15 protein-coding genes are annotated in these 15,637 nt (G+C 69.2%); 7 read left to right on the forward strand and 8 right to left on the reverse strand.

Translation table 11 applies throughout. The features are described 5' to 3' along the window. The first annotated feature begins 115 nt into the window (after positions 1-115). From ACFYWJ_RS14050 to ACFYWJ_RS14060, 3 genes are read left to right on the forward strand one after another with little or no spacing between them, the layout of a single operon-like run. On the forward strand, positions 116-1,480 hold the full coding sequence (locus tag ACFYWJ_RS14050; RefSeq protein WP_355282748.1) for a DUF2252 domain-containing protein: 1,365 nt from the start codon (positions 116-118) through the stop codon (positions 1,478-1,480). 25 nt (positions 1,481-1,505) lie between these two features. Next, complete coding sequence (locus ACFYWJ_RS14055; RefSeq protein ID WP_355282751.1) at positions 1,506-2,393, forward strand: MoxR family ATPase; 888 nt, start codon at positions 1,506-1,508, stop codon at positions 2,391-2,393. A 22-nt stretch (positions 2,394-2,415) separates the two neighbouring features. After that, positions 2,416-3,804 (forward strand): VWA domain-containing protein, encoded by a 1,389-nt coding sequence (locus tag ACFYWJ_RS14060; RefSeq protein ID WP_355282754.1) that lies wholly within the window; start codon positions 2,416-2,418, stop codon positions 3,802-3,804. A gap of 12 nt (positions 3,805-3,816) precedes the next feature. Here ACFYWJ_RS14060 and ACFYWJ_RS14065 read toward each other — a convergent pair whose 3' ends face one another. Together ACFYWJ_RS14065 and ACFYWJ_RS14070 are read right to left on the reverse strand one after the other, a co-directional pair. Beyond that, complete coding sequence (locus ACFYWJ_RS14065) at positions 3,817-4,269, reverse strand: nitroreductase/quinone reductase family protein (RefSeq protein ID WP_355282757.1); 453 nt, start codon at positions 4,267-4,269, stop codon at positions 3,817-3,819. A 50-nt stretch (positions 4,270-4,319) separates the two neighbouring features. After that, a complete protein-coding gene (locus tag ACFYWJ_RS14070) occupies positions 4,320-4,775 on the reverse strand; it encodes a carboxymuconolactone decarboxylase family protein (protein WP_218719210.1) in 456 nt (151 codons plus the stop codon). Between the two features lie 176 nt (positions 4,776-4,951). Here ACFYWJ_RS14070 and ACFYWJ_RS14075 point away from each other — a divergent pair, with 176 nt between their 5' ends. Next, positions 4,952-7,459 (forward strand): helix-turn-helix domain-containing protein, encoded by a 2,508-nt coding sequence (locus ACFYWJ_RS14075; protein ID WP_355282761.1) that lies wholly within the window; start codon positions 4,952-4,954, stop codon positions 7,457-7,459. On the opposite strand, the gene ACFYWJ_RS14080 is transcribed toward ACFYWJ_RS14075, so the two are convergent. Further along, on the reverse strand, positions 7,419-7,952 hold the full coding sequence (locus ACFYWJ_RS14080; RefSeq protein WP_355282764.1) for a DinB family protein: 534 nt from the start codon (positions 7,950-7,952) through the stop codon (positions 7,419-7,421). The genes ACFYWJ_RS14075 and ACFYWJ_RS14080 overlap by 41 nt on opposite strands. Positions 7,953-8,041: 89 nt before the next feature. Here ACFYWJ_RS14080 and ACFYWJ_RS14085 point away from each other — a divergent pair, with 89 nt between their 5' ends. Beyond that, on the forward strand, positions 8,042-8,998 hold the full coding sequence (locus tag ACFYWJ_RS14085) for a YafY family protein (RefSeq protein ID WP_355282767.1): 957 nt from the start codon (positions 8,042-8,044) through the stop codon (positions 8,996-8,998). 3 nt (positions 8,999-9,001) lie between these two features. Here ACFYWJ_RS14085 and ACFYWJ_RS14090 read toward each other — a convergent pair whose 3' ends face one another. From ACFYWJ_RS14090 to ACFYWJ_RS14110, 5 genes are all read right to left on the reverse strand, one after another. Beyond that, positions 9,002-9,394: a hypothetical protein gene (locus tag ACFYWJ_RS14090; RefSeq protein WP_355282769.1), complete on the reverse strand. Its 393-nt coding sequence runs from the start codon at positions 9,392-9,394 to the stop codon at positions 9,002-9,004. Between the two features lie 113 nt (positions 9,395-9,507). Further along, positions 9,508-9,750, reverse strand: a complete 243-nt coding sequence (locus ACFYWJ_RS14095) for a hypothetical protein (protein ID WP_355282771.1) — start codon at positions 9,748-9,750, stop codon at positions 9,508-9,510. A gap of 76 nt (positions 9,751-9,826) precedes the next feature. Continuing rightward, positions 9,827-10,972 carry a hypothetical protein gene (locus ACFYWJ_RS14100; RefSeq protein ID WP_355282773.1) on the reverse strand — a complete coding sequence of 382 codons (1,146 nt, stop codon included), beginning with the start codon at positions 10,970-10,972 and terminating at the stop codon, positions 9,827-9,829. A gap of 160 nt (positions 10,973-11,132) precedes the next feature. Further along, positions 11,133-12,407 (reverse strand): hypothetical protein, encoded by a 1,275-nt coding sequence (locus ACFYWJ_RS14105; RefSeq protein ID WP_355282775.1) that lies wholly within the window; start codon positions 12,405-12,407, stop codon positions 11,133-11,135. After that, the gene (locus ACFYWJ_RS14110) at positions 12,404-12,589 is read right to left on the reverse strand and encodes a hypothetical protein (RefSeq protein ID WP_355282778.1); all 186 of its coding nucleotides are present in this window, start codon (positions 12,587-12,589) and stop codon (positions 12,404-12,406) included. The genes ACFYWJ_RS14105 and ACFYWJ_RS14110 overlap by 4 nt, the downstream gene beginning before the upstream one ends. Positions 12,590-12,965: 376 nt before the next feature. Between ACFYWJ_RS14110 and ACFYWJ_RS14115 the strand changes: the two genes are divergently transcribed. Beyond that, positions 12,966-13,988, forward strand: a complete 1,023-nt coding sequence (locus tag ACFYWJ_RS14115) for a Shedu immune nuclease family protein (protein ID WP_355282781.1) — start codon at positions 12,966-12,968, stop codon at positions 13,986-13,988. 191 nt (positions 13,989-14,179) lie between these two features. After that, complete coding sequence (locus ACFYWJ_RS14120) at positions 14,180-15,637, forward strand: ATP-binding protein (protein WP_355282783.1); 1,458 nt, start codon at positions 14,180-14,182, stop codon at positions 15,635-15,637.

Genomic DNA, 15,637 nt, shown 5'->3' on the forward strand with positions numbered 1-15,637 from the left:
TCTGAGGGGCCCGTTCGCCACGCGCGAGCGGGCCCTTCGGTTTGCCGGGCGTCCGCTGCGCTCCGGCCCGGCGCGGATCCTTGCTGTTGATCACCGATAGCGCGAGACTTGCTCGATGACGAACAAGACGGTGGAGGACTTCGCGGACGAAGCGGTCGAACAGGGAAAGGCGGCGCGCAAGCGGATCTCGCGCTCGGAGCTGGGGGAGTGGGGTGCGGGCCCGGATCGGGAGGACCCGGTCACCATTCTGGAGCGGCAGGCCGAGTCCAGGGTGCCGGAGCTGGTGCCGATCAGGTACGCCCGGATGAGCGTGTCACCGTTCACCTTCCTGCGCGGCGCGCCCGCGATCATGGCGGCGGATCTGGCGCAGAGCGCGAACAGCGGCCTCACCGTGCAGCTCTGCGGTGACGCCCACCTGTCGAATTTCGGTCTCTACGCCTCGCCGGAGCGCAACCTCGTCTTCGACGTCAACGACTTCGACGAGACCCTGCCCGGCCCGTTCGAATGGGACGTCAAGCGCCTGGCCGCGAGCGTCGCGGTCGCCGCCCGCGACAACGGCTGCGAGGACGATCGGGCAGCCACCGCCGCCGAGGCCGCCGCGCGCGGGTATCGCGAGGCGATGGACATGCTCGCCGAATCCGACAGCATGACCGTGTGGTACGAGCGGGTCGACGCCGATCAGGTCGCCGACCTGATCCGCAAACCCAAGACGCGCAAACGGTTCGACAAGACCGTCGACACCGCGCGGAGCAAGACCAGCCTGCAGGCGCTGAACAAGCTCACCGAGCCGGACGCCAACGGCGTCCCGCGGATCAAGAGCCAGCCGCCGCTGCTGGTGCCGATCGAGCTGGCCGACGGCAAGATCATCAAGGAGGTCTTCGCCGACTTCCGCCGGAGCCTGCCCGACGAGCGCCGCGTGCTGCTCGACCGGTACCGCCTCGTGGATCAGGCGATGAAGGTGGTCGGCGTCGGCAGCGTCGGCACCCGGTGTTTCATCGCGCTGATGATGGACAAGGAGTCGGGCGCGCCGCTGTTCCTGCAGATGAAGGAGGCCGAGACCTCGGTGCTCGCGCCGCACCTGAAGCCGAGCAAGTATCACCACCAGGGGCACCGGGTGGTCGTCGGTCAGCGGCTCATGCAGTCGGCCAGCGACGTCTTCCTCGCCTGGGCGACCGGTCCGGCGGGCCGCTTCTTCTACATGCGGCAGTTGCGCGACATGAAGGGATCCGCCGACGTCGGCACGATGACCCATCGTGAGCTGGCCCGGTACGCCGAATTGTGCGGCTCGGTCCTGGCTCGCGCGCACGCGCGCTCCGGTGACCGGGTGGCCATCGCCGCCTACCTCGGCGGCAACGATCGATTCGATCGCGCGATGGGCGAATTCGGCCTGTCCTACGCCGATCAGACCGTCACCGACCGGCACTCCCTGCTCGCCGCCATCGACTCCGGGCGGATCACCGCGGCCGCGCGCGCCTACTGAGCCGAGGCCACTACACTGGTTACCGATGAGTAAGTTCTTTGCCTCGGTGGACCAGGTGCAGGACCGGCTGACCGCGGCCGGCTACCTTCCGTCCCTCGACATCGCGACCGCGGTCTTCCTGGCCGATCACCTCGGCAAGCCGCTGCTGATCGAGGGTCCGGCCGGGGTCGGCAAGACCGAGCTGGCCAAGGCCGTCGCCACGGCGGTCTCGGCCGAGCTCATCCGCCTGCAGTGCTACGAGGGCATCGACGAGGCCCGCGCGCTCTACGAGTGGAACCACGCCAAACAGCTGCTGCGGATCACCGCGACCTCGGGGGAGACCTGGGAGGGCACCCGCGACCACGTCTTCACCGAGGAGTTCCTGCTCGCCCGGCCGCTGCTGGCGGCCATCCGCAACCCCGATCCGACGGTGCTGCTGATCGACGAGCTCGACAAGGCCGATGTGGAGCTGGAGGGTCTGCTGCTGGAGGTGCTCGGCGACTTCCAGGTGAGCATTCCCGAGCTCGGCACGGTCACCGCCGTCCGCAAGCCCTTCGTGATCCTCACCTCGAACGCCCATCGCGACCTGTCCGAGGCGCTCAAGCGGCGCTGCCTGTACCTGCACATCGACTATCCGACGGCGGAGCTGGAGAAGGCGATCGTGCGGCTCAAGGTGCCCGAACTGGACGCGGCGCTGGCCGAGCCGGTCGTGGCCACGGTGAGCGCGCTGCGGCAGCTGTCCCTGCGCAAGGCGCCGTCCATCGCCGAAACCGTGGATTGGGCGAAGACCTTGGTCGCGCTGGGCAGCCGGACACTGAGCGCGGGGGTCGTCCGGGCCACGCTGGGTGTGCTGCTGAAGTATCAGTCCGATCATCGGGTGGCGATCGAGAAGCTCGGCCTCGACGAGCGGCCCGACGGCAGCGTGGTCCGATGACCGCCCTAGGTACCGCGTCGTGATGACCATCGTGCCCGCGCACGGCGGTGTCGAAGCGCCGATGTCCGATCGCCTGGTCGGCTTCGTCGGATTGCTGCGTGAGCACGGCATCCACGCGGGCCCCAGCGAAACCGTCGACGCCGCCGCCACGATCGTCGCCCTCGGCACCGCGGACGCCCGGGTACTGCGCTCTGGCCTGGCCGCCTGCCTGCTGCGCCGCAACGGCCAGCGCACGGTGTTCGACCAGCTCTTCGACCTCTACTTCCTCGACGGGACCAGGCCGGTCGCGGCGGCGGGCGCGGACGCCGATCCGCTGCGCGAGCGGGTGATCGCGGCCCTGATCCAGGGCGCCGACACCGCCGAACTCGCCAGGGAGGCGCTCAACACCTTCGGCGCCTACGGCGGCGCGGGGGAGAGCGCGGGACGGGTCACTTCCGCGTCGGGCGCGGGCTGGTCGTCGTATCTGACGATGAAATCGCTGCGCCCGGACGAGATCTCCGAGCAGGTCGCCCAAACCATGGGCGGGACCGGCCAATTCGACGCGGCGGTGCACACGATCGAGGCGCGGCGCCGGGTCGAGCGGTTCCGCACCGAGGTGCAGGCCGAGGCCCGGCTGCGCTCGGCGCAGTTGCGCGGCACGGACTACATCGCGCGCCGCGGCGTCGAATCCGGTGCCGACAGTACGGATTTCCTGGGTGCCCGCGAACAGGACCTGGCCGAGATGCGCCGGCTCGTGCATCCACTGGCCCGCAAGCTCGCGACCCGGCTGGCGGTGCGCCGCAAGAAGGCGGTGCGCGGGCAGATCGACCTGCGCCGCACCCTGCGCCGGTCGATGGCCACCGGCGGTGTCCCGATCGATCCGGTGTTGCGGGCCCGCCGCCACGGGCGCCCCGATCTCGTTGTGCTGGCCGATGTCTCGGGCTCGGTGACCGGTTTCGCCGAGTTCACCCTGCAGCTGGTGCAGGCCCTGCAGGACCAGTTCAGCAAGGTCCGCAGCTTCGGCTTCGTCGACGTGTGCGCCGAGATCACCGGCTACTTCACCCCGGGCGAACCGCCGCCCGTCGGCTTCGCGCGCGAGATCGTCCGCGACGCCGGGGTCGCCCGGTTCGGCTCGAGCAACTACGGCGAGGCCTTCCAGGGTTTCGTCGACCACTACCTCGACGCGTTGGGCCCGCGCACCTGCGTCCTCATCCTCGGCGACGCCCGCACCAACCGCACCGACCCGAATCTGGCCGCGCTGCAAGCGATGACCGAACGGGCCAAGGCGGTGTACTGGCTCAATCCGGAGCCGTCGCGCTCGTGGTCGACCGGTGATTCGGCCGCCCACGTCTACACCGACATCGTCACCATGCACGAATGCCGCACGGTGCGGCAGCTGGCCGAGGTGATCGGCCGGCTGCTGCCCGCGTGAGCTCGCGGTCGGTCAGCGCGGGCTGAGCCGCACCACCGCGTATTCGTGCTCGCTCTTGTCCTGGTACTTGCCGTACCGCGGCTGCGCGGCGGTGATCGACTCCCAGGCCGTGGCCCGGTCCGCGCCGGTGAGCACGTGCGGGGTGACCGGCAGCGGCGCCGCGCCGGGCAGCTCGATGGTGGCCTGCTCCGGGTGTCCCATCAGGTTGAGGTGCCAGTCGGGGTGCCCGTTCTTGCCGCCCGAGGCCACCAGCAGCCAGGAGTCGCCGTCGGCGAACCAGGAGAGCGGGGTCTGGCGCGGCGCGCCGCTGCGGCGGCCGACGGTGTGCAGGATCAGCACGTCCATGCCCATGAAGGTGCCCTTGCCCGCGCGGACCTTGCGGTTCATCCTGGCGTTCATCCGGTGCTGCATCCACCGGGAGAAACCCCCGTGCGAGTTCTTCTTTGCGGACTGGTTGGTGGTCATCTCGAAGGTTTCCTTTCGGTGGATCAGGACGGGTCGGGGGAGGGTGGGGCTCAGCCCCAGGCGCCGGCGATCTGGCGGGTGGTGGCGTTGAGCCGGTTGAACATGTTGGTGACGCCGATCATCAGCACGATCGAGGCGAGCTGGCGCTCGTCGAAGTAGCTGGCGGCCGCGTCCCAGATCTCGTCGGTGACGGCGTTGGGGCGGTCGGCCAGGCGGGTCGCCGCCTCGGCCAGTTCGAGCGCAGCGCGCTCCTCGTCGGTGAAGTACGGGGTCTCGCGCCAGGCGACGACCGTGGCGAGGCGATCCTCGCTGACACCGGCTTTGCGGGCGGTCTTGGTGCCGCCGTCGACGCAGGCGCTGCAACCGTTGATCTGGCTGACCCGCAGGTGCACCAGCTCCAGGATCTCGCCGTCGACGCCGCCGGTCTGCACCGCCTTCAGCACCTGCTGGATCGGGCCCATCGCGTCGGTGAGGACCATGGCCGGGTTCTGCATCCGAGACTGCATGTCGTGCTCCTTGTTTCCGTTCTGCTCCGCTGCTTGCGGTGTGACTCAATAACAGCCCGCCGGGCGACGGAACACGATGGCTGTGGGACACTGTGGGACAGTGGAAAACGGCCCTGACCTCGCGATTGTCATCGGAAAACTCGCTGATCCGGGCCGGGACAACGGAATGGGAAACGGTGGTTGTGCAACAGCAGACGGCAAGGGCCTACCCGCAGGACGAACTCGCCGCGCGCCTGCGCCTGATCCAGGAGCTGTCGGGCCGCGGCGTGCGCGCGCTGGCCCGCGACACCGGGCTGAGCTCGTCGTCGCTGTCGCGCTACCTCAGCGGGCAGACGGTGCCGCCGTGGCCCGCCGTGCTGGAACTGTGCCGCCTGGTCAAACGCGATCCGCGTCCGCTGCGGCCGCTGTGGGAGCGGGCCAACAGCCCATTGCCCGCGCCGCCGAAGACGAGCCGCCAGGTCGCCCCGCCGAGCCCGCCCGCCGACGCCCCGCCGCCGCCGCGCAACGACCTGCCCCGCGACGTCCCCGACTTCACCGGCCGCGAACAGGCCATGGCCGATGTGCTGGCCGCCGTCCGGTCCGACCGGGTGGTCGCCATCGACGGCATGGCCGGGGTCGGCAAGACCTCCCTGGCCGTGCACGCCGCGCATCAGCTGACCGCCGAATATCCCGACGCCCAGCTCTATCTCGACCTGCACGGCTTCACCGACGGCCGCCAGCCGCTGGACCCCGACGCCGCGCTGCGCGCGCTGCTGGCCGCCCTGCAGGTGCCCTCGGAGAAGGTGCCGCAGGACGGCGGGGTCGAGCTGCGAGCGGCGTGCTGGCGCTCGGAGCTGGCCCGGCTGCGCGCGGTGGTCGTGCTCGACAATGTGGCCGACGCCGCGCAGGTCAGCCAGCTGCTGCCGGGTGCGGGCGCGTCGGTCGCCATCATCACCAGCCGCAATCGGCTGCTCGAGCTCGACGAGGTGCCGCCGGTGACCCTCGACGTGCTCACCGCCGAGGAGAGCGCGGAACTGCTGGTCCGGGCCAGCGGTGACGCGCGGGGCCCCGACGGCAGGCTCGCGCGGGAACCGGAGCAGGCCGCCGAGGTGCTGCGGCTGTGCGGCAATCTGCCGCTGGCGCTGCGGCTGGCCGCGGCCCGGCTGCGGCATCGTCCTGGCTGGTCGGTCGGCATCCTCGTCGAGCGAATGGCCGAGGGCGCCACCGAATTCGACACCGCGTTCGGCATGTCGGTTCGCCAGCTCAACCGCGATCAGCGCAGGCTGTTCCGCCTGCTCGGCCTGATCCCGGGATCCACCTTCACCGACTATGTCGCCGCCGCGGTCGCCGATGTGCCGCTGCGCACGGCGCGCGCCATGCTCGAGGATCTGCTCGACGCGCACCTGGTCCAGCAGCCGGCCGAGGGCCGCTACCGGCTGCACGATCTGGTCCGTCAGCACGCCAGGCACGCGAGTTCCGAGCAGGATTCCGACGCCGATCGCGAGCGCGCGCTGGGCCGGATCCTCGACTACTACGTGCACACCGCGGCCGCCGCCGACGCCGCGATGCCGTTCCTGTCGCCGACCCGCCCGGTCTCGGCGGGCTCGCCCCCGGCCGACCTACCGGTGTTCCCGCACCGCGACGCCGCGTTCTTCTGGTTCGTCTCCGAGTACACCAACCTGATGGCGGTGTTCTACGCGGCCGTCGAGGTGGGCGCGAACGTCCATGTGTGCGAGCTGCCGCGGTTCATGCGCGCGTTCTTCGCCCGGCGCTGCGGCACCACCCATCTCAACGCGCTGTTCGAACAATCCCTCACCGCCGCAGAGCATCTCGGTGACCCACGGCAGCTCGCCGAAGCGCACAGCGACCTCGGTTTCGCCCGCTACAACGCGGGCCGGATGAGCGAGGCGGCCGCCGCCTACGCCGCCGCGGCCCCGCTGATCGCGGCCGCGGGCGACCCGCTGCCGCGCGCCGAGCTGACCATGCGCTGCGCCCACTTGCGCTGGGACGAAGGCGATACCGAGGAACCGCTCGAACTGTTCCGCCAGGCCCGCGACCTCTACGCCGACAGCGGGTGCCCGATGAGCGCCGCCGACGCCATCGCCAGCGAGGCCTGGGCCGTGCTGCAACTGGGCCATCGCGAACAGGCCGCGGCCCTGGCCCGCGAGGCACTCGAGCTCCCCGCGGGCGACCCGTCCTGGCCGCCGTCGCTGCAGGCCCAGATCACCCTCGGGGTGGCCATCGCCGCCGACGAGCCGGAGGAAGCGCTCGAGCACCTGAGCAGCGCGCTGGCCCTGGCCCGCGCCGACGGCCACAAGCACAACGAGGCCTGGGGCCTGAACTGCCAGGGGGTCGCGCTGCGCCGGATGGGCCGCTACGAGGCGGCCCTGGCCAGCCATCGCGAGGCGTTCGCCCTGCTCGACGACCTGTTCGAGGAGCACTGGAAGATCCACTTCCTCAACGGCTACGCCGAAACCTGCCGCCTCGCAGGCCTCCCCGACGAGGCGCTGCGCCTGCATCGCCACACCCTGGACCTGGCGCCGAGACTCGGCTACCGGCTCGAGGAGGCGCTGGCCCACCAGGGCATCGCCGAGGTCCTCGAACCGACCGACCCGGACGCCGCCGCCGAGCATCGCGCGGCGGCCGAGGCCATCCAGTCCGAGCTCAGCCCATCGACTTCGCCCCGTCGAGGGATTCCCGGATGATGTCCGCGTGGCCGGAGTGCTGCGCGGTCTCGGTCATGATGTGCATGAAGACCCGGCGCGCGCTCCAGCGTCCGCCGGGCTCGAACCAGGGCGCCTGCGGCAGCGGCTGAGTCACGTTCAGGTCGGGCAGCGTGCGCACCAGTTCGTCGGTGCGCGCGGCCACCCGCTCGTACTCGGCCAGCACGCCCGCGAGGGTCTCGTCCGGCCGCAGGACGAAGGCGTCGCCCCACGCGGCGATCTCCTCCTCGGTCATCGCGGAGAAATCGGGCGCGGCCTTTGGCCCGTCGAGGATGAACGTCGCCCAGTTCGCCTCCACCGCCGCCACGTGCTTGATCAGCCCGCCCAGCGTCAGTTCGCTGGCGGTGGTCCGCGTCCGGGCCTGCTCGTCGGTCAGCTCGCGGGTGGTGAAACGCAGGAAGAACCGGTGCTTGGTCAGCATCTCCAGCAGGTCGGAGCGCTCGGCGTCGAGGAGGGTGGCGGCGGTGGTGGTCATGAGCGGATTCCCTTCGTTGTCGGTATGAAAACCAAGGTAGAACCCATTGCGGCCACTTTCTGTCCGCAATGTGCGCGAGAATGGAAAACATGGCCGACACGAGCGCACGCACCCTCCGTCTGCTGTCGTTGTTGCAGACCCATCGCTACTGGCCGGGCACGGAACTGTCCGGGCGCCTTGGTGTTTCGGCGCGCACCCTGCGCCGCGACATCGACCGGCTGCGCGATCTCGGCTATCCGGTGGACGCCCGTCCCGGCGTCGACGGCGGCTACCAGCTCGCGGCCGGCGCCGCGCTCCCGCCGCTGGTCCTCGACGACGACGAGGCCGTCGCCATCACCGTCTGCCTGCAAGCCGGGTCCCAGGGCGCGGGCGACGGCCTGGCCGAGCCGTCGATCCGAGCCTTGGCCAAGCTCGTCACCGTCCTGCCGACCCGCCTGCGCCGCCGGGTCGACGCGCTGCGCGCGATGACCGTCTCCACCGGCTGGAACGCCGTCCCGCTCTCCGACGTCGACCCGGCCGTCCTCACCGACCTCGCGCTGACCTGCCGCGGCGAGGAACGCCTCACCTTCACCTACACCGCCGCCGACGGCCGCACCAGCACCCGCGAGGTCGAACCGCACCGTCTGGTCTCGCTGGGCCGCCGCTGGTATCTCGTCGCCTACGACCTGACCCGCCACGACTGGCGCAACTTCCGCGTCGACCGCCTCAGCGCCTCGCGCGCCACCGGCGTCCGGTTCCGCCCGCGCGAGCTGCCCGCTCCCGACGCCGCGGAGTTCGTCCGCGCGGGAATCGGTTCCCGCCGAACGGGTTACACCGTCACCGCCGAGATCGAAGCGCCCGCCCTCGACGTGCACGCCCGCGTCGGCCGCTGGTGCGTCGTCACCGCCCTGCCCGCCGACCGCACCCACGTCGAGATGACCGTCGACAACCTCGACTGGCCGATGCTGTTGCTGGGCAAGGTGGCGGCCGAGTTCCGTGTCCTCGGCCCGCCGGAACTGACCGAGCGAGTGGCGGAATGGGGAGCGCGGTTCAGCGCCGCGTCCTAGCCCTCAGGCTCTGGTCGCGCAGGGGTGATAGTCCGCGGAACCCGGCTCGGTGGCGTCGGGCGAGATCGTCGCGACCGTCACCAGCGTCGCGTACACACCGACCCCAACGAGCGCGAGGCCCGCCACCGTGATCGCGCCCGGTCTCCACCGCCCGGGGACGCGGGTCAGCGCCACGATCAGCCCGGCCAGCAGCACCACGGTGCCGAGCAGCAACCCGGCCCCGAGGGAGTTCAGCAGCACCGCCCCGCCGGGAACGTCGACCACGGTCGCGCAGTGCGCCGCGAGCAACGCGCGTTTCCGCTCGCCCAGCAGCGAGTCCGCGGCGACGAGCGCGCCGACCGCGCCACAGAATGCCGCCACCGCGGCACCGACGAAGACCAACGGCCCGCGTGTCACTACCAGAACTCCTCGCATCGAGATGATGCGCTCATTCTGGATATCCCGCACCGCCGCTGGCAATTCCACGGCGGCCAGGGCCCGCCCCGACCCGGAGGACGGGCCCCGATCGATCAGTCGCAGCTACCGAACGCACCGTGCGGCAGCAGCTGATGCAGCCACTTCCGCAGCGGGTTGTGTCCCAGATGCAGCCCGTTGTCGTGGTCGTGCCAACCGCGGTCGACGAACTCGGCAGCGGCGGGCGCCTGCTCGGACTGCGCGACGGCCGGACCGGCGACACCGACGAGCGGGAGGGCGAGGAACGCGCCGGTCAGCGCGAGTCGGAGCAGACGACGGTGGGATTGTTTCGAGCTCACAGGTGAATCCTTTCGAACCAGATCTTGCAGGCCTACACCCTGCCCCAGATTCCCGCCGCTGTCGTGCCCTGATCTGTCAGGCCCGGTATCCATCCTGCGGACGATGGTCCTGCTGGGGCACGCGATGTCCCTGCGGCTGGCCCTGATTCGGTGACGAGCTGTCCGGACGCTGCGCGTCGGGACTCAGTGGTGCGCTGGGATAGGGCGCCTGGGCGTCGGGGCTAGGGGCGTTCGGTGCGAGCTGGGCTCCGACGGAGGGTGCACCGGGCACGGGGTGAGCGCCCGCGTAGGGCGCACCGGGTGCGGGTTGGGTGCCCGCGTAGGGCGCACCGGGTGCGGGTTGGGTGCCCGCGTAGGGCGCACCGGGTGCGGGTTGAGCGCCCGCGTAGGGCGCACCGGGTGCGGGTTGAGCGCCCGCGTTGGGCGCACCAGGTGTGGGTTGGGCACCCGCGTACGGCGCACCAGGTGTGGGTTGGGCGCTCGGATACGGAGTGCCCGGCGTCTGCTGCCCGCCCGGACGAGGCGCATCGAGGAGCGGCCGCATCCCGGGATGCGGTGCACCGCCGACGAACTGAGCCCCCGGAAGTTGGCCATGGAGCGCGTGCTGCGGCGCGCCCGGCCCGGGTCGGCCCGGAGCACCGGCCACCGGCACCATCCCCGGCGCCCACGCACCACCAGGCGGCCGCTGCGCCGCGCCCCCCTTGCACCACCGCTTGGTCGACGGCAGCACCGCGAGCACGAACGTCACCACCGGAAACACCAACAGCAGCACCGACACCACCCACGGCAGGTTGCGCTCCATCGAGTACAGCCCGTTGAACACCGACTGTCCCAGCACCACGTCGATATGCCGCCCGATCGGCAGGTCGTACTGGATCAGCTGAACCGCGGTCGAGATCGCCGTCACCACATACGCGCCCACCGTCCCGGCGCTTCCCAGCACCACCAGCGTCGGCCCCGCCGCACGCCGCCGGAACGCCAGAATCGCCCCCACCAACAGCGCCACCGCGGACACCACGTCGACCAGCAAGGTCGCTCCGGACACCACCGACACCCACCCCGGCGCGATCCCCCACCCGAACACCCCGGTCTCACTCCGCACCATCTTGTACAGACCGAACACCACCCCCACAACCCCGGCGATCCCCCCGAGCAGTGCGAGCACCGCCGCCACCACGGCCGTCCCCCCACTGGCCGGCCGCTGATCGGCAACCCTGTACATCCGCTCCTCCTCGCTGTCTCCGGTCGACCCCACCCTCTCCCGAATCCGCCCAGCTGTCCTGTCCACCGAGCCCGCGAGAGAGCCCGCCGCCCCTACCCAGTTACCCCGAGCGGCGACCGACTACACGATGTCCGCGACCACGACCGAGCCATCGATCCGCTCAGCCGTTGCGATACCGCTGCATCCGCCGCCGCCGGAAGAACAGCTGATCCACCGCGACCGGATCCACCGCGGCCGTGATGTCCGCCAGCCGGGTGTCGTAGTGGTGCTCGTGGATGCACCGATGCAGATGCGCCCGCCGCTCCGGCACCAGATCCGACCACACCGCCCCGAATCTCCCCTGCGCGTCCGCCCCCGACACCGCGACCAGATCGAGCAGCGCGGGCCAGGACCCGGTCTCGGTGGCGTGCGCGGGCAACTCCGCGACCGTCGCGTCCGACAGCGCCGCCAGCGCGTACCCGACCACACCCCGGATGGTCTCGTCCATCCGCGACATCAACACGAACAGCCCCCGCCAGCTCCCCACGTCACTGCGATCGTCGAGCGGCGCGACCAGCCCGACCCCCACCCCCGGATCACCGAACACCGGATTCCCCACCAGCGTCCACAGCCCGAGCGGCGTGAGATGCCCGACCACCGTGAGGAACTCGGGCACCGCCCCCACCTCGATCGCGTTCCGCACCAGATTGGCGACCTCCCGCTGCGAGGCGCTGCCGAACAGCACGTCACCGACCCGGCTGATCACATCCGGCGCGCACCGCGAGAACACCGACAGCGCGGCGTGCTGCAGCGCGGGCCGCCCCGCCATCACCGCCTGCGCCATCCGCGGGATCCGCCGATGCGGCCCATCGAGCAACTGCCGGATGACCGAGCTCAGGATGTCGGAGTCGTAGGAGTACGCCGCCGAGTGGATCAGCCCCGCGTCGTCCTGCACGTCGGCCTCGACCGCGGCGATCAACTCCGGTGTGGCACAGGACAGGAATGGCCCCGCCGTCACGTAGTCACACCGCCGCAGCAGCTCGTTGACGATCTCCACCACCGGCCCCGGCGGCGCCACGTCCGCCAGCTGCGCGATGGCCCGCGGATCCAGATAGGGCGCGCAATCCGCCGCGTACCCCGGATCCAGCATCATCAACGTCTCCGCGGCCTTGACCGGATGCTCCACCCCCACCGACCCCGCCGCCCGCCCGGTCGTCATCGGCGGAACCAGCCGCTGTACCAGCGGAATCGAGATCGACAGCGGAATGAACGGCACCAGCGCGCTGATCCGACGAAACGTCTCGGTGTGCTGATCGAACAGCACCCCCGCGATCTGCTGCTGCAACTCGTGCAGCCGATCGGCCCCCAGATACCGCAGATGCTGCACCCGCTGAGGATGCACATGCAGCGTGCGAGCCAGCAGGATCAACTGCGCCCGCGTCGTCAGATCCGTCATCTGCCGCCGAACATGATCTTCTTCGTCACCGCGCGGAACGGCCGCGGCAACGCCCCCAACATCGAGTCGATCGACTTGTCCAGCGCCTTCGCCTCGAACGTCACCGCCGCCCGCATCAACTCGAACAGATCCCGAGCCTCGTCGGCGGGCAAACTCTGTAGCGAAGGCAGCGTCGCGGGCACGCCACCCTCACGGTCACTTCGACTCATCATGTGACTCCTGGGTAACGCGAACTCCCCACCGAGCATGCCGCCTCCCCCCACCCCCGACCACAACTTCGCGAATATCTGTGCACAGCAACGAAAACAACGGCACGAATACATGTGAACCGACGTCTCACCGACGATGTTCAAGGACTATGTCCATCGGCAGTGAGCTCGCGCCGATTCCTACCTAGCCCGTACTACGGGATTATCCATGTCTTGACGACGACTGATTAGACAGATCGCGGTTGGAGTGTGGCCGAGTCGCGCAGATTTTGGCACTGTTGCTGAGGGCTGCATCGACTGGCTATCGCCATGTGGTGCGGCAGCGCTGTCGGACTCAGGGGGTTGGGGCATGGCCAGGGTGACGAAGGTCGTCAAGAATTCGCAGCGAATCCGACCACACAGCGCCGAATCGAGTGTGGAGTGCCGATACCAGGAGATCACCGACGGCGACGGTGAAAAGCTGTTGCACCTGTCGACGTTCGGATCCAAACATCGAGCGTCCGAACCGAAGAGCAGCCAATCGCTGCAGGTTGATCGGACGATCGGGATCAGCCTCGTCGAGTTGTTCTGCGAGACGTTCGGGTTGGCCGCGCCCGGTGACGACTACGAGCCGCGTCTGGTCGAGGCCTACCGCGCCAATCCGGCCCTGTTCCGCCAGCTCATCGCCGAAGATGTCACCGCGAACGACGTCATCGGATGGGCACACCGTCGGGTGCAGGTCGAACGATTCCGACGACTGATGACCGACGACGACGCCTTCGCCGAGGAGGCCGCCGAGATTCCTGGCAAGGGCACGGAGAAAGTGTGGCAGCGCTTCTTCGAGCAGAATTCGTGGATTCTGGGCACCTCGCTCGCTACCCAGCTGTTGACCTCGTGGAGCGACGATCGGCTGGAACAAGTGGTCGCCGGCTATTCGATCGCGGAGGTCGGCAAACGGACCGACGCGTTGATGCGCACCGCGGGTCGTGTGCGGTCGATGGTTTTCGTCGAGTTCAAAACGCATAAGACCGAGCTGCTTCGGGAGAGGGAGTACCGCTCCGGCGTGTGGATGCCGTCGTCCGAACTCTCGGGAGCGGTTGCCCAGGTGCAGTCGACGGTTCACCTCGCCACGAAGACGATCCACGACCAACTGCAATCGAAAGACGCCGAGGGCTTCTATGTCCCGGACGACTGGACCTACATGCTGCGGCCGCGCTCCTACGTGGTGGTCGGGCAGCTGGGTCAGTTCCTCGCCCCGTCCGGGGGGCACCACGAGCAGAAGATCCGATCGTTCGAGCTGTACCGCCGCGACCTGACATCGCCCGAAGTCGTCACCTTCGACGAACTACTCGCCAAAGCCGAATGGATGGTGTCGACCCCGTTCGCGGGCTAGTCGCGAACCTGCCCTGGCTGGGGCATGCCGCCCCTGCGTGTCGCGTGTAACGGTCACTACGCCGGCACTGATCAAACCCCGGACAGTTCTACGACTATTGGTGCTGGTGATGCGGGGTGACGATGACGGCCGACTGGCAGTTCGATGTGCCGACGACGGGGCGGAAGTACCTACCGCCGGACGCTCGATACATGGAGGCGCTGACCAGTCAGGGCTACGGGTTCGAAGCCGCGGTCGCGGATCTGGTGGACAACTCGATCGACGCGGGCGCCAGAGATGTCGTGATCCACTTCCTTCGGGACGGGGACGACCTGCTGAGCCTGCTCATCATCGACGACGGCTGTGGCATGACCGAGGACGAGCTCGACGTCGCGATGACCGTCGGTGGCCGACGTGATTACGCCGAGAACGCGCTCGGTATGTTCGGCACCGGTCTCAAATCCGCGTCGCTGAGCCAGGCTTCGGCGGTCACGGTGGTCAGTCGGACCAAGAAGACCCGACCGGCGGGTCTGCAGTGGGCGATGGAGCGGGCGCGGGACGGATTCCAATGCGACATCGTCGATCCGCACTACGCCCAGACACTGATCGACAGGTACCACCGGTGCCCGATCGAGTGGCACGGCACTGTCGTGCGATGGGACGGCGTGAAGGACTTTCCGCGCAACGTCGGTAGCGCCCAGACCGGCCGCTATCTCGATCGGATGATCAACCGACTCGGTGCCCATCTCGGGTTGCAGCTGCATCGTTTCCTCGCCCGCGACGATTTCAACATCACCATCGCGGTCGAGGACGTTCGCACGAACACCGTGTACACCAACCTCGGCGTCGTCGGGCTCAATCCGTTCGGCTACCCGGTCACCGGTCATCGCGACTACCCGCGAACCTTTGTCGCCGATATCGATTCGATCGGAAAGGTCGAGCTCACCGCGCATATCTGGACTCCGCGTTCGTCGGTGAGTGAATACAAGGCAGTGGGTAGTGTCCTGGACCGCCAGGGCTTCTACTTCTATCGCAACGGCCGGATCGTCCAGGCGGGCGGCTGGAACAATTTCCGCCAGCCCGAGCAACATCTGTCGTTGGCTCGCGTGGATGTCTCCCTTCCCGCGGCGTTCGGCGATGTCTTTCGGCTCACGGTGAAGAAGGAAGGCGTCGAAGTTTCGCCGGAATTCGTCTCGGCGCTCGACGGCGCCACAGACGACGCCGGGCGATCGTTCGCCGACTACATCAACGATGCGCAGTCGGTCTACCGCGAGGCGCGACAGCGACAAGGTGCTGTCCGTAAGGCGATCATTCCGCCCGGACGAGGGTTCGCACCGTCGGTCAAAGAAGCCATCAACGACGAGCTGCCCCAGATTCCCGGCGAGGACCCCATCGGCATCGAGTGGCGTCAACTGCCCGATGACACGTTCTTCGATATCGACCGAGATACGCGAACGATCGTGCTCAACAAGCGTTTTCGATCGGCGGTGTTGAACGGTCGCAACGGCAGTCTCAACGACGCTCCGCTGGTCAAGGCGCTGATGTTCTTCCTGCTGCACGAGGTGTTCGGCAAGGAGCACAACGGACCGCGGATCAAGGACAACCTCGCGTTGTGGCAATCGGTGCTCATTTCGGCCGCTCGGGTCGAGCGTGATCAGGCAGGTGCGTAG

Origin of the sequence: Nocardia sp. NPDC003269 (assembly GCF_042888005.1) — a bacterium.
In the GTDB taxonomy this organism is placed as follows: domain Bacteria; phylum Actinomycetota; class Actinomycetes; order Mycobacteriales; family Mycobacteriaceae; genus Nocardia.

Coding starts and splice junctions, on each gene's coding strand:
- ACFYWJ_RS14050 (WP_355282748.1), top strand. CDS start 116: ATGACGAACAAGACGGTGGAGGACTTCGCGGACGAAGCGGTCGAACAG.
- ACFYWJ_RS14055 (WP_355282751.1), top strand. CDS start 1,506: ATGAGTAAGTTCTTTGCCTCGGTGGACCAGGTGCAGGACCGGCTGACC.
- ACFYWJ_RS14060 (WP_355282754.1), top strand. CDS start 2,416: ATGACCATCGTGCCCGCGCACGGCGGTGTCGAAGCGCCGATGTCCGAT.
- ACFYWJ_RS14065 (WP_355282757.1), bottom strand. CDS start 4,269: ATGACCACCAACCAGTCCGCAAAGAAGAACTCGCACGGGGGTTTCTCC.
- ACFYWJ_RS14070 (WP_218719210.1), bottom strand. CDS start 4,775: ATGCAGTCTCGGATGCAGAACCCGGCCATGGTCCTCACCGACGCGATG.
- ACFYWJ_RS14080 (WP_355282764.1), bottom strand. CDS start 7,952: ATGACCACCACCGCCGCCACCCTCCTCGACGCCGAGCGCTCCGACCTG.
- ACFYWJ_RS14085 (WP_355282767.1), top strand. CDS start 8,042: ATGGCCGACACGAGCGCACGCACCCTCCGTCTGCTGTCGTTGTTGCAG.
- ACFYWJ_RS14100 (WP_355282773.1), bottom strand. CDS start 10,972: ATGTACAGGGTTGCCGATCAGCGGCCGGCCAGTGGGGGGACGGCCGTG.
- ACFYWJ_RS14105 (WP_355282775.1), bottom strand. CDS start 12,407: ATGACGGATCTGACGACGCGGGCGCAGTTGATCCTGCTGGCTCGCACG.
- ACFYWJ_RS14115 (WP_355282781.1), top strand. CDS start 12,966: ATGGCCAGGGTGACGAAGGTCGTCAAGAATTCGCAGCGAATCCGACCA.
- ACFYWJ_RS14120 (WP_355282783.1), top strand. CDS start 14,180: ATGGAGGCGCTGACCAGTCAGGGCTACGGGTTCGAAGCCGCGGTCGCG.